Below are 13,157 nucleotides of genomic sequence, written 5' to 3'. Positions count from 1 at the left end.
ACTGGGCCTCAAATTCACCGGCCGATCTTCCCCGCCCTCGCCTCGCGACGCTGCCTCAATAGCTTCTGCCGCCGCCGCGCCACGACGAATCTCCAAGAAAGGCTGGAGATAAGGTAACCGACACCTGCGCTAATGATCGCAAGTACAAGAAACCCTAAGGCAGTCACCCCGCCCACCTCGAGCCAGCCGGCGAGCACTCCGCTTTCACTGGCGAGCCGATCAGCCCCCGCGCCGACAGCCGCATCGAGGTTGAGCACGAAACGCCCCGTCCGGTTGGCGAATATAAGCCAGAAAGGCAGCGTAAAAGGATTGGTCACGAAGGTCACGAGGGACGCCAGCGGAACGTTGGCGCGAGTGGGCAGAGCCAGAAACGCAGCCAGGAAAATCTGCCCAATCGGAACAATGAACGCCGCGAACAGCCCCAACGCCACCCCGCGCGGAACGCTACGCCTGGTGAAACGCCATAGCTCGGGCGAGAGGAAGCGATGCGCGATCGGCTTGAGAAACCGGTTTTCAGCCATTTCTTCACGCGTCGGCATGTATTTGCGGATCAGATCCGCAAGGAACGTCTTCGAACGCGACCCACTCATTGGAATGCCCAAGCCATGCGAGAGCGGCATGAGCGCTGGCATGAGATCTGGCAATGGCGGTGCGACGAAACTGGCATGGGCTCCGATGTGGTAGGCGAGAAGAGGTTTCGAAAGAGGGAACGGGACAAAGTCAGCCCTTTTCGCGCATTAGCCTCGCCTTGTCGCGCTTCCAATCGCGATCCTTGATAGTCTGGCGCTTGTCGTGGGCCTGCTTGCCCTTGGCCAGCGCCAGTTCAACCTTGGCGCGTCCGGTCGAATTAAAATAGATCGAAAGGGGGACCAGGGTCATACCCTTGCGCTCTACCGCTCCGAACAGTTTCTCGATCTCGCGCTCGTGCAGCAGGAGCTTGCGCGGGCGGCGCGGCTCATGGTTGAGCCGGTTGCCGTGCGAATATTCCGGCACATTGGCGTTGATGAGCCACACCTGCCCGTCACGCACCTCGGCGTAGCTTTCCTTGATGCTGGCCTCACCGGCCCGCAGTGCCTTCACTTCGGTACCCTGCAAGGCAAGGCCAGCCTCGAAGGTTTCCTCTACGTGATAATCGAACCGCACCCGCCGATTATCGGCGACAGTCTTCTGCTTGTCGAATGTTGCGGGTTTGGGACGGGCCATAGAAGTTGGGCATGTAGTCTGTCCGGCGGAGCTAGCCAAGGGGTGAAAAGGAATGTTTTGCGCTAAGGATAGTACTTGAAAAGCAAATGTAATTCTGAAAATCAGTCTAACTTATCAAAGCCTATCAGGCACGACGGTAATAGTCTGAAATAGACATTTCGGGACAATGGAAATTCGGGGGCAAGATGAAAATAATGACTACGGCAGCGGCGGTTTCCGCTGCGCTTTTATTCCCTTTCACGGTATCTGCACAACAACCCGCGCCTCCGTTGGAGGCTTATGGCAACCTGCCGCAAACCGAGGATGTAGCTCTTTCTCCAGGCGGTCGGATAGCCATGATAACGACTGTCAACGACAAGCGCATCCTGCTGATGCTCGACGAAAATTTGCAGGTTCTCAACACGACCGCGGTCGGCGACATTAAAGTCAGGGACATAAATTGGGTCGGAGACGACAATGTCGTTCTGATACGTACAGATACACAAGAACTCGGCGATAGGTATTGGGCGGATTCTGCTGAGTTCGCCAACGCCATGATCATCCCGGCAAGTACTGAGAGACCTGTTCGCACCGTTTTTGCCGATGATCAAAAAGTTCTGAGCGCCGTATTTGGCACTTATGGTTACCGCAAGATCGGTGACGAATGGTATGGCTACTTCGGGGGCCGTAAGATGGAGCGAAACCGCGGCGGCTACTATTTTTACAGCGGAACGCCAGCGTCATTATTTCGGGTAAGACTTTCCGATAACAAACATGAGCAACTGTCTAGGACTCCCGGTAAAAGCGAAAGTTTTGACTGGCTGCTCGATGAGGCGGGCGAAATTGCCGCAGAGTTGGTCTTCTATCCAGAAAGCAGAAACTGGACGCTGAGGAATTCTAAAGGCCGCAACATTGCCCAAGGATCGGTGGGCGAAAAAGGCTATGCAGTCCTGAGCGCCTTCGGACGTTCACCCGGAACCGTAGTATATTATACCAGCCAAAACGAAGGGGACGATCTTGAATGGTTTGAAGTCGCGATAGATGGAAGCCAAGAACCACAGCCTATCTTCAAAGGTCAAAAGATCCATTCCATTCGCACCGATCCAGCTACCAGCAAGATTATTGGATATCGCGAAGAAGGTGAGAGATACGATAGTCCTGAAGACTGGACCTTCTTCGATCCTGCAATCCAGGCAGAGTCCGAAAAAATATATTCTGGATTTGCGCATGTGAACGGCAGAATTTTGAGCTACACGCCAGAATTTTCCAAGGTCCTTGTCCACACGAACGGCAACAATGATAGCGGAACTTGGTATCAGATCGATACTGTAGCGAAATCGGCATCGGTTCTTGCTCGGTCTTTTCCGCAAGTCAAACCGCAGGACGTGGGCCGGATTTCAACCTTCGAATATACCGCCCAAGATGGGACCCAACTTGACGGCATACTCACGCTACCTCCTCACTCCGAACATGCCAACTTACCAGTAATACTTCTTCCTCATGGGGGCCCTCGCTCTCATGATGTCGAGAATTTCGATTGGTGGGCCCAGGCTTTTGCCTCCAGAGGTTACGCGGTTTTTCAACCAAATTTTCGCGGTTCGACCAACCGGGACAAGGCGTTCATTGACGCTGGTAACGGGGAGTGGGGCAAGAAGATGCAGACGGACATTTCTGACGGTCTGTATGCTCTTGCGGACAAGGGTATTGTTGATCCCGAACGAGCTTGCATCATGGGCGCAAGTTACGGTGGTTACGCAGCGATGGCGGGCATCACTCTCCAGCAAGGCATTTACCGTTGCGCAGTTTCGGTCGCAGGTGTCAGTGATTTAAAGAAAATGGTGAGCCAGGAACAGCGAGAGACAGGTGATAGAAGCCTGAGAGATTTTCGCGAAGAAACCATGGGCCCACGAGAGCAGATGTCTGAAATCTCTCCGCGCAGTTTTTCAGGACGGGCAGATGCGCCAATTCTGCTAATTCACGGCAGAGACGATACGGTAGTGCCCTTTGAACAAAGTGAGATTTTCGCTCGGGAACTCGAATCCGCAGGGAAGCCCTACGAATTCGTAGAACTCGTCGGAGAAGATCACTGGCTATCGCGAGGATCGACGCGCCAGCAAATGCTCAAAGCTGCCATGGACTTCGTGTCTGAGCACAACCCCATTTAAAACGTGCTCATGCCGGGCTTCTCAATCAGATTAGCCCGGCATGCTCCAGTGCCTCGTCCACCGCCTTGCGGCTCGCCGCGCTCGCATTGCAAAGCGGCAGGCGCACATCGCAGCTGATCCAGTCGTGGACGCGACTGAGCGCATATTTTACCGGTGCCGGGCTGGCGTCCGAGAACATGGCGTAATGCAGCGGGAACAGGCGGTCATTGATTTCGCGCGCCTTCACCAGATCGTTGGCCGCGATGGCATCGTGGAATTCCGAGCATAGGGCCGGCGCGACATTGGCCGTTACCGAGATGCAGCCCGACCCACCCGCGGCAGAATGGGGCAACCAGAGTTCGTCGTTACCGGACAGCTGGCAGAAATCGCTGCCAATTCCCATCCGGTGATCCGCCACGCGCGACAGATCGCCGCTCGCATCCTTGATCGCGATGATCCGGTCGGGATGCTTGCGCACCAGTTCCACCACCGTCTCGTCCTCGATATCGGTGACGGTACGCCCGGGGACGTTATACAGCACGATGGGCAAATCGCTGTTCTCGGCAAGGAAGCTGAAGTGCGCGATCAGGCCCGCCTGGCTGGGCCGGTTGTAATAGGGCGCCACGCAAAGGCCGGCCGCCGCCCCTGCCTTCTTCGAAAATTGCATGTGCAGCAAGGCATTGCGCGTGTCGTTCGACCCGCACCCTGCGATCACCGGCACGCGTCCGGCGGCCTGTTCGATGCAGACTTCGATCACGCGGTGATGCTCTGCATTCGACAGCGTCGAGGCCTCGCCCGTCGTGCCGCACGGCACCAGGCCCTTGCTCCCGTTCTCTATCTGCCAGTCGACCAGCTTGCGGAAAGCGGCCTCATCGAACGCTCCATCGCGAAAGGGAGTCGCCAGAGCCGGAATTGAGCCTGAGAACATTTACGTCAGTCCTGCGTTAGAGGTATGAAAAGCGGGCCTTTCAGGCATCCGCGAACACAATTCATTCAGCGCCTGATAAGGAGGGGCCGGGCACTATGTCCAGCATGGGTCTAAAAACAAATATTTCATACGCTCTAATGGCAAGCTCCGCGCTGGCCATTCCTGTCGCCGCTCACGCGCAGACACCCACCAGCTGGCCGGACAGCAGCAATGCCATGGTTGCGCAGCAGCCCAGTCAGGCCGGAACGGCAATCAGCCGCTGGGAATATCTGACCAAGGCCGACAATCTGTCTTTCGCCGATTATGCCGGCTTCATCACCAGCTATCCCAATTTCCCTAAGCAGGAATTGCTTCAACGCCGGGCGGAAAACGCTCTGGATCGCGATGCGGCTACCCCGCAGGCGCTCGTCCAGTTCTTCGACGCCAACCCACCCCTCACCAATTCCGCCAAGGCGCGTTATGCGCTGGCGCTTGCCGCGATGAACCGCGGCGAGGCGCGTGAACTTGCACGCGATGCATGGCGCAACGGAACGATGAGCGGTCCGGCAGAAGCTTATATGCAGGGGCTTTTCGGCCAGAGCTTCACGCCCGAAGATCAGGATGCGCGGATGGACGCGCTGCTGTGGCAGGAAAATCTCGAAGCCGCATCACGGCAGATCCTGCGCGTGTCGCCTGCCTATCGCGAAATGGCACAGGCGCGGCTTGCCCTCCTTCAGGGAAGCATGCCCAGCAGCGCCGGCCTTAACGTTCCCAGTTCGGCCATGAACGACAGCGGCTATGTCTATAACCTCGCGCGCTATTACCGCAGTAGCGGACAATTGCCGAGCGCAATCAATCTTCTCTCTACTCGCGCAAACTTCGCGTCACCGGCACATGACGGCACAGATTTCGTGGTTGAATCCCTTCGTGTGGCACAAGGTGCCGATGCGCGTAGCGCGGTCAACATTGCGTCGAAGGTCGACGATCTGTTCGCGCCGGGGACCGATATTTCCGACGGCTCCTTCACCCTGCGTGACAAATACACCGATCTGATGTGGCTCGGCGGTACGAAGGCCTTGTGGTCACTTGGCGATGGTGCGCAGGCCGCGCCGCTGTTCTATCGTTATGGCGCGGCTGCCAAGACACCGCTCACACGGTCTAAGGGTTTTTTCTGGGCCGGACGTGCAGCCGCTCGAGCGGGCAATCAGCAAGAAGCGCAACGCTATTGGAACATGGCGGCCGAATATCCCGATTATTACTATGGCCAGCTTGCCTTGAGCGAGCTGGGACGGTCGGTACCCACTTTCTCGCCGGTTCTTACGGCCGGCATCAGCGAGCAGGCGCGCTCGCAGTTCAATGGTCAGCCGCTGACCAAGGCACTGCGCGCAATGGCGCGCGACCGGCGCGACTGGCGGACAGAGCGGGCGTTTTTCGAAGCGATCGCGGAGAACGCTAAAACTCCCGAGCAGATGGCGCTTGTCGCCGAACTGGCGCGCGATACGGGCCTCGACGAGATGGCCGTTGTCGCCGGCATGGTCGCGGGCGAGACGGGGGTCGACGGTTTCGAGCGATTGGGCTTCCCGACCGTTCCCACTCACTCAGCCGCGAACTGGACCATGGTCCATGCCATCGCGCGGCAGGAAAGCGAATTCGACCGGACCCGCGTCAGCCATGCGGGTGCTCGCGGAATGATGCAGCTGATGCCGGGCACTGCCCGTGAAGAGGCGCAGAAGGCAGGCATCCAGTACATGTCCGCCAGCCTTACCGGCGATCCCTCCTACAACATCCGCTTGGGCGATCAGCATTTTGCCCGGCTGATGAGCCGCTATAACGGCGCCTATCCGCTGGCGATCGCGGCTTATAATGCCGGGCCCGGCCGGGTTAACGAATGGCTGGCGCTCAACGGCGATCCCCGCACCGGCGCGGTGGATTGGGTAACCTGGATCGAGCAAATCCCGTCCAATTTCGAGACCCGCTATTACGTCATGCGCGTGATCGGCAATGCGGTAAGCTATGCCAATATGCATCCGGACAAGTCCAATGCGGCGCAACGGGACGTGAAGCACTACCTTCCCTGACAGTTTGCGCCTAAGGCGCACCGCATGACGGGACGAACCAATCCGATTACTCCGGCAGGCTACAAGGCGCTGCAGGCACGGTACGACCACCTGCTGGGCAAGGAGCGGCCGGAGATAGTCGAAATCGTCAGCTGGGCTGCCGGAAACGGCGACCGCAGCGAGAATGGCGACTATCTCTATGGCCGCAAACGGATGCGCGAGATCGACCGCGAGCTCGCGCATCTCGCGCGCCGGATGAAGAATGCCAGAGTTATTTCACCGGCGGACCAGCCCGACAAGGAGCGGGTGTTCTTCGGCGCCACGGTCGAAATCGCGGATGAGGACGATGCCCGCAAGACCCTCACCCTTGTCGGGGATGACGAGCAGGATGCCAGCAGCGGCAAGATCGGCTGGTCCAGCCCTCTCGCCCGCGCGCTCAAAGGAGCTTCGGTGGGCGATGTCAGGTCCGTGCGCTTGCCATCTGGCCTGCGCGACTGGGAAGTGATGGCGATCAGCTACAGCTAGCGATCCTCCCGCCCCCTTCCCAATACGACACGCAAACGAAAAGGCCCGGAGCGGTGACGCTCCGGGCCTTCTGTTGTTCACACGGCTTCGATTAGAAGCGGTAGCCGAAGCCAACCATTACCTGGTGACGATCAGTGTCGATCTCGCCGAGATCCTGATCGGCGATGTTTTCATTCTCGAAATCGACTTCAGCGTCGCTGTAGTTCGAATAGCGGTATTCGAGCTTGGCGAAGGTGTTGGTGGTCAGCGCATATTCTGCACCGGCGCCGATACGATAGCCATCGGTGTCGATCTTGGCGTTGTACTGCTCACCGTCGAACGAGCTTTCGAGGTTGTAGCGTGCGTTGGTGTAACCACCCTTCGCGTAGAGCAGCAGGTCGGGCTGTGCGAGCACACCGACGCGGGCGCCGACATAAAGGTCGCGGCCGGTTTCGACGTTACCGAGACCGAAGCCTTCGAAATCGCCATCGGTGAATTCGGTCTTGGCGGTGGAATCGGTCCATTCGCCTTCGACACCCAGAACAACGCCGCCGGCATTGAAATCGTAGCCGACGCCGACGCCGTAACCGAAGCCGTCGATCGACTGGTCGTTGTCTGCGTTTGCATCGTCGTCGACGGTGCTGCCAGCCTTGCTGATGTCATAGCCGAGCAGAACTTCGGCGCGCGGGCCGGTGAAGGTTCCGGCGGTCGCGTCCTGCGCTGCAGCAGGAACTGCAAGCGCTGCTGCCGAGGTTGCGACCATGAGTGCGACTGTCTTTTTCATTACTTAACTCCGTATATTGCCCGCAGCTTTCGAGCCGCGTGGACTGATGAAACGGAGCGTTTCGAAAACAGTTTCATTAACCTCAGACAACCTGGAAATGTTGCCGGAAAGACACAATCTTACGCCGAGCAGCCCATTTGATGCGACGAAACGTTTGGCGGATTGATCGAAAATCGGGAACCGGCGTGGGAATGCGAGCTGCGGGGCCGAATTTGCCGGAACCACCCCGCCCCAAAACGATGTGGCTGGTAAATCGGCCCTTCTCCTATTATATGCGCAGCCTCCATGACAGATACGACTTTGATGAGCATTCCCGGGCAGATCGACCCGGTTCCCGTCGCGCGTGACATAACGCCGCGCGAAGATGGCCGCGTGGATTTGATCGGGCTGCCCAAAGACCGCATCCGCGAATTGTTCGAAGACGCGGGTCTGGAACCCAAACAGGCCAAGCTGCGCGCCAAGCAGGTGTTCCACTGGCTCTACCACCGCGGCGTCACCGATTTCGAGGCGATGACCGATATCGCCAAGACGATGCGCCCCTGGCTGACCGAACGCTTTGTCATCGGCCGCCCCGACGTGGTCGAGGCCCAGCATTCGACCGACGGCACGCGCAAATGGCTGCTGCGGACCGCCGACGGGCACGAGTTTGAAATGGTTTTCATCCCCGATGCGGATCGCGGCACGCTGTGCGTCTCCAGCCAGGTCGGCTGCACGCTCAACTGCCGCTTCTGCCACACCGGCACGATGAAGCTGGTGCGCAATCTTACCCCGGGCGAGATCGTCGGCCAGGTCATGCTGGCACGCGATGCGCTGGGCGAATGGCCCAAGGGCAACATGAAATTCGATTACGGGGCGGATCTCGACGAGGTCGAGGAAAGCACCGAATACCGGTCGGATGGCCGCCTGCTCACCAATATCGTGATGATGGGCATGGGCGAGCCGCTCTATAATTTCGACAATGTCAAAGGCGCGCTGAAGCTGGTAATGGATGGCGAAGGGCTGGCCCTGTCCAAGCGCCGCATCACCCTGTCGACCAGCGGCGTCGTCCCGATGATGGATCGCTGCGGCGAGGAAATCGGCGTCAATCTGGCCGTCTCGCTCCACGCGGTGACCAAGGAAATCCGGGACGAGATCGTTCCGCTGAACAAGAAATACGGCATCGAGGAACTGCTGGCCGCCTGCGCCGCCTATCCCGGCGCCAGCAACGCACGCCGCATCACCTTCGAATATGTGATGCTCAAGGACAAGAACGATAGCGACGAACATGCGCGCGAACTCGTGCGCCTGCTCAAGCAGTATAATCTGCCCGCCAAGGTCAACCTTATCCCGTTCAACCCCTGGCCCGGCGCACAGTATGACACCTCCACGCCGGAGCGTGTGCGCAGCTTTTCCAACATCGTCTTCGAAGGCGGCATCTCGGCCCCGATCCGCACCCCGCGCGGCCGGGATATCGACGCGGCCTGCGGCCAGCTGAAGACGGCAGCCGAAAAGAAGAGCCGCGCGCAGCGGGACCGCGAGGCGGCAGAGGCACTCGAAGCGTAAGCCGATGGGCGGCCTGACGCTGTGGCGCTATCGGCGCCGTTTCGATGTCGGCGGCAAGCCCGCGCTGGTTACCGTGCGCGCACGCACCGACCGCTTGCTCTCCGAATTGGAAGTGGACGGCACAGTTCTGGCCACCGATGAAACACCGGCTGTCGGTCCCGATGCGGTGCGCAATCACCACCTGCACGCTATCTTGCCCGACGGCTGCGCACTTGAAGTCGAAGCGGGCTACATCAGTTCGGCCAATATCGGCATTGCCGTGCGCCGCGACGGAGAACTGATCCACGAAAGCCACCCTGGCCGCACGATTGCATATCCGGATAAATATCGCGAGATGATCCAGTCCCATTCGAATGGGTCGATGGGCTATGCGATATCACAGGGCTTTGGCGACGGGGAACCCGGCAATCCGTCCGCGGGGTCGGTCGATCTTGCCGCTTTCAAGCGCAACCGTATCCCCTTGGCTGTCGATATCCTGCTCGGCCTTGTCTTCTTCATCGTGGCCAAACTGACCGATTTGACCACCGCTGCGCTTGTCGGCGCTGCACTTGGCGTTGCGCTGCTGGTCGCGCAGCGGCTTACCAAGGTCGATCTGCTTGGCGGCCTTGCCTTGTTCGGCATAGCACTGCTTCTGTTTTCCGCGCTGCTCGCTTTGGTATTCCAATCGGACGAAGCGGTGAAATACCGCTCGACCATCGTCGGGCTGGTCAGCGCGGCGCTGTTCTTCGTTGACGGTCTGGCTGGGGGAAACCGGCTGGCCGCAAGGCTGATGGCCTATCTGCCTTACCGAGATATCGATGCCGCACGGCTGGGCATTGGCATGGGCGTATTCGGCGCGGTTCTGGCGGTGCTCAATCTGCTGGTGGCGCTCTACGCCTCGACCGATGTCTGGCTCTTCTACAGCACTTTCGCCGATTTCCCCGTCTCAATGGTCCTGATCCTGCTGGTCTTCCGCTATTCCCAAGGCAAGATCCTGCGCGATGCGTATCCGGCTTATCGGGCGGAGCAGGTGGGAACTTGAGCCGCCCTGCCTCATCGCAGGGTCTTGATCCGACTTTCCGGCTGTGTATTATAAGTATAACACACGCCAGGAGGGCAATCATGTTCAAATCGCTCGCGGCAGCCGCCGCCATGTCCATCTTTCTCGGCACGCCGCTCGCTGCTGAACCGGGTCCACCGGTTGCGCCCACGGAAGTGATGGTCGGCGACGGCCTGCCCTATGCCTATTTCGCCACGCCCGAAGGCCAAGGCCCCTTCCCGGTCATCATCATCCTTGGCGGCAGCGAAGGCGGGGACTTCGGATCGCGCGCGTCCGCACCCGATTTTCTGGCCGAAGGCTATGCCATCCTGGGCCTGCCTTATTATTCGCCAGCCTACCTGCCAAAGGAACGGCAATTGCCCGACCTGCCCACGGCGTTCGATTCCATCCCGCTGGAAAAGCTTGCCAAGGCGCGCGACTGGCTGCTGCAACGCAAGGATGTGAAAGCCGATGGTATCGGACTTTACGGCGTTTCCAAGGGCGCCGAATTCGTCCTGGCGGGCGCCAGCCATATCGACGGCTTCGCTGCCGTGGCGGCCATCGTCCCCAGCGATGTCGTGTGGGAAGGCTGGGGCCCGAATGCCAAACCGGGCGAGGTGAGCAGTTTCTCCTGGCAAGGCGAAGCCGTGCCCTTCGTCCCCTATCTAGGCATGGAAGAAGAGTTCGCGAAATACGCCATCCCCGGCGCCAAGGTTAGGCTGCGCACGCCGCAGGATGCGGGGCGCCGCGCCAATCCGGACCGGGTCGTGGATGCGCGCATCAGGGTCGAGAATATCGACGAGCCGGTTCTTGTCGCGGGCGGCGATCAGGACGATACATGGAATTCGGGTGCGATGGCGCAGAATATTGCCGAGCGCCGGGCCGAGGCGGGCAATCTGGAGACCGTCGCCCTGATCTTTCCGGGTGCCACCCATGCCTTGTCAGGGACCGGTGTGCAGCGAACCGAAGGCGAATTTCGTTACGACGAGCCGACACTGGAAGCTCAGCAGCAGATTTGGCCCGCCACGCTGGAGTTCTTCGCAACCCATCTCAAACGGTAATGAGCGCCGATCCCGCCACGATTGCCTATTACGAGGCCAATGCGCCGCATTACAGGTTGTCGTCCGGTCAGGCGCCCAGCCGCCACCTCGATGCATTTCTTGACCGGCTGGGACCGGGGGCGCGCATCCTAGAACTGGGATGCGGTGCCGGGCGGGATTCTGCGCGGATCGTGGAACGCGGCTTCGATCTCGATGCCACCGACGGAACGCCCGCCATGGTGCGCAAGGCCAATGAACGCTTTCCGGTTGGGGCGCGGCTCATGCGCTTCGATGAACTGGCCGCCTTCGAGGCTTATGACGCGGTATGGGCGCATGCCTGCCTGCTCCATGTCGCCAGGGCCGATCTGCCGCAGATCCTCGCGGCGATCCGCGGCGCGCTGCGGCCGGGAGGCTGGCACTTCGCCAATTACAAGCTCGGCGACGGCGAAGGACGCGATCCGCTCGGCCGCCTGACCAATCTGTCCGACGAGGCATGGCTGGAGCAGGTGTATCGTGACGCGGGCTTCGAAATCGCCGCGAGCGAGCGTTATCCGGGCAAGGGAGCCGACGGGGTCCAGCGCGACTGGTATGCCCTCACCCTGCGCCGCCCACCGCGCTGAGGCAGAATATCGCTTTCCTACATTTGCCCGCTGTGCTGGAAAGCGCCCATGAACCTATTCGACAGCCTCCAGACGCCCGGTTTCCGCCAGCTTGCCGGGGGTGAGTTATTTTCCCTCTGGACCGTGCTCCATGTGCTCCATCCTGTAGGAAAGGGGTCTGCGGCATGACGGCCGAAGTCCTCGCGCTGTGCACCGGCAAGCCAGCGCCGCTTGCCGACGGGAAGCTCAGTTCGATCGACAAGCATGCCGTGGAAGGCCCGGTGCGCATCACCCGCATGGGGCTCGAAGGAGATACCCAGACCAACCGCAAGCTCCATGGCGGCGAGCACATGGCCGTGCATCTCTATGCTGCGGACCATTACGACTACTGGCGCGAGGAGATACCCGAGATTGCGCGGCTCGCATCGCCCGGCGCATTCGGCGAGAACCTCCACACGCAGGGACTGACAGAGGCCGATGCCTATATCGGCGACCGCTTCCGGATGGGCACGGCGCTCCTTGAACTTAGCATGGGCCGCCAGCCGTGCAGCACGCTGGAACGGCATTTCCAGCGGAAGGACATGATCAAACGCATCATCGCCAACCGCCGCTGCGGCATCTACTTCCGGGTGATCGAGGAAGGCCAGGCGGTCGCCGGTGACAGTCTCACCCTCATCGCCCGCAGCCAGGACCGCTGGAGCGTGGAGGATGCCTTCGCCCTGCTGTTCGACAAGGCACGCAAGCCTTCGCAGGACGAGATTCGCGATCTGCTCGCCGTGCCGCAGCTCGGGCCGCAGTGGCAGGACAAACTGCGGGCAAAGCTGCGCTGACCGGCAACGGCCCGTCTCATGGGTTTGCTCGGCTCATCGCTAATCGGCGCCAGCGCGGTTTCGTTCATCCGCCGTTGTAAATGCGGCGGCAGATTGGGCGGCGTAACGAAGAAAACAAGGATGTAACATGAAACAGGTCGCCATCGCTCTTGGAGCAGCCACTCTCGCCCTCACCGGCATCGGCACCGCGGCTCCGGCTGCCGCCGATCCACCGTCCTGGGCTCCGGCCCATGGCAAGCGCGCCAAGGACCGCGCCCATCACCGCATGTATGACGATCGCGGATACTACTCCTCGCCGCGCCGGATCACGCGCGACAGCCGCATGTGGCGCGGGGATGATGGCCGCTATTACTGCAAGCGCGACAATGGCACGACCGGTCTGGTGATCGGCGCCGGTGTCGGAGCACTGGCAGGCCATGAACTCGCCGGCCGTGGCGACCGCACTTTGGGCGCGATCCTCGGCGGTGCCGTGGGCGCCGTCGTCGGCCGCGAGATCGACCGCGGAAGCCTGCGCTGCCGCTAATTCAAGCCCTTAATGGGTCGCAGAAGA

Annotated in this window: 13 protein-coding genes; 9 read left to right on the top strand and 4 right to left on the bottom strand. The window is 60.2% G+C overall.

The genetic code is table 11. The annotated features are described in order from the left end of the window. Nucleotides 1-14 precede the first annotated feature (14 nt). Both ACYQ0G_RS01935 and smpB read right to left on the bottom strand, forming a co-directional pair. A complete protein-coding gene (locus tag ACYQ0G_RS01935; RefSeq protein ID WP_460098674.1) occupies nucleotides 15-590 on the bottom strand; it encodes a DUF2062 domain-containing protein in 576 nt (191 codons plus the stop codon). 130 nt (nucleotides 591-720) lie between these two features. Beyond that, nucleotides 721-1,203, bottom strand: coding sequence for an SsrA-binding protein SmpB (gene smpB / locus ACYQ0G_RS01930; protein ID WP_221541707.1), 483 nt, complete (start codon nucleotides 1,201-1,203; stop codon nucleotides 721-723). 185 nt (nucleotides 1,204-1,388) lie between these two features. On the opposite strand from smpB, the gene ACYQ0G_RS01925 reads away from it, so the two are divergent. After that, on the top strand, nucleotides 1,389-3,347 hold the full coding sequence (locus tag ACYQ0G_RS01925) for an alpha/beta hydrolase family protein (RefSeq protein WP_460098672.1): 1,959 nt from the start codon (nucleotides 1,389-1,391) through the stop codon (nucleotides 3,345-3,347). 25 nt (nucleotides 3,348-3,372) lie between these two features. On the opposite strand, the gene dapA is transcribed toward ACYQ0G_RS01925, so the two are convergent. After that, nucleotides 3,373-4,254 (bottom strand): 4-hydroxy-tetrahydrodipicolinate synthase, encoded by an 882-nt coding sequence (dapA, locus tag ACYQ0G_RS01920; protein ID WP_460098670.1) that lies wholly within the window; start codon nucleotides 4,252-4,254, stop codon nucleotides 3,373-3,375. 137 nt (nucleotides 4,255-4,391) lie between these two features. Between dapA and ACYQ0G_RS01915 the strand changes: the two genes are divergently transcribed. Both ACYQ0G_RS01915 and greB read left to right on the top strand, forming a co-directional pair. Continuing rightward, nucleotides 4,392-6,311 (top strand): lytic transglycosylase domain-containing protein, encoded by a 1,920-nt coding sequence (locus tag ACYQ0G_RS01915; RefSeq protein WP_460098668.1) that lies wholly within the window; start codon nucleotides 4,392-4,394, stop codon nucleotides 6,309-6,311. 24 nt (nucleotides 6,312-6,335) lie between these two features. Then, nucleotides 6,336-6,815, top strand: coding sequence for a transcription elongation factor GreB (gene greB / locus ACYQ0G_RS01910; protein WP_460098667.1), 480 nt, complete (start codon nucleotides 6,336-6,338; stop codon nucleotides 6,813-6,815). A gap of 91 nt (nucleotides 6,816-6,906) precedes the next feature. Here greB and ACYQ0G_RS01905 read toward each other — a convergent pair whose 3' ends face one another. After that, nucleotides 6,907-7,578: an outer membrane protein gene (locus ACYQ0G_RS01905; RefSeq protein WP_460098665.1), complete on the bottom strand. Its 672-nt coding sequence runs from the start codon at nucleotides 7,576-7,578 to the stop codon at nucleotides 6,907-6,909. 285 nt (nucleotides 7,579-7,863) lie between these two features. Here ACYQ0G_RS01905 and rlmN point away from each other — a divergent pair, with 285 nt between their 5' ends. From rlmN to ACYQ0G_RS01875, 6 genes are all read left to right on the top strand, one after another. Beyond that, entirely contained in the window at nucleotides 7,864-9,120 is a 1,257-nt protein-coding gene (gene rlmN / locus ACYQ0G_RS01900; RefSeq protein ID WP_460098663.1) for a dual-specificity RNA methyltransferase RlmN, read from the top strand. A gap of 4 nt (nucleotides 9,121-9,124) precedes the next feature. Further along, entirely contained in the window at nucleotides 9,125-10,141 is a 1,017-nt protein-coding gene (locus ACYQ0G_RS01895) for a septation protein IspZ (RefSeq protein WP_460098661.1), read from the top strand. Nucleotides 10,142-10,221: 80 nt separating this feature from the next. After that, a complete protein-coding gene (locus tag ACYQ0G_RS01890; protein ID WP_460098660.1) occupies nucleotides 10,222-11,199 on the top strand; it encodes an acyl-CoA thioester hydrolase/BAAT C-terminal domain-containing protein in 978 nt (325 codons plus the stop codon). Then, complete coding sequence (locus tag ACYQ0G_RS01885) at nucleotides 11,199-11,798, top strand: class I SAM-dependent DNA methyltransferase (RefSeq protein WP_460098658.1); 600 nt, start codon at nucleotides 11,199-11,201, stop codon at nucleotides 11,796-11,798. Before ACYQ0G_RS01890 ends, ACYQ0G_RS01885 begins: the two co-directional genes overlap by 1 nt. Nucleotides 11,799-11,962: 164 nt before the next feature. After that, entirely contained in the window at nucleotides 11,963-12,607 is a 645-nt protein-coding gene (locus tag ACYQ0G_RS01880; RefSeq protein WP_460098656.1) for an MOSC domain-containing protein, read from the top strand. A 127-nt stretch (nucleotides 12,608-12,734) separates the two neighbouring features. Further along, nucleotides 12,735-13,130 (top strand): glycine zipper 2TM domain-containing protein, encoded by a 396-nt coding sequence (locus tag ACYQ0G_RS01875; protein ID WP_460098655.1) that lies wholly within the window; start codon nucleotides 12,735-12,737, stop codon nucleotides 13,128-13,130. The last annotated feature ends 27 nt before the right edge of the window (nucleotides 13,131-13,157 follow it).

Source organism: Qipengyuania triglochinis, from assembly GCF_054655615.1.
Note: the sequence above shows the minus strand (reverse complement) of the source record. Positions and strands in the feature narration are given on the sequence as shown.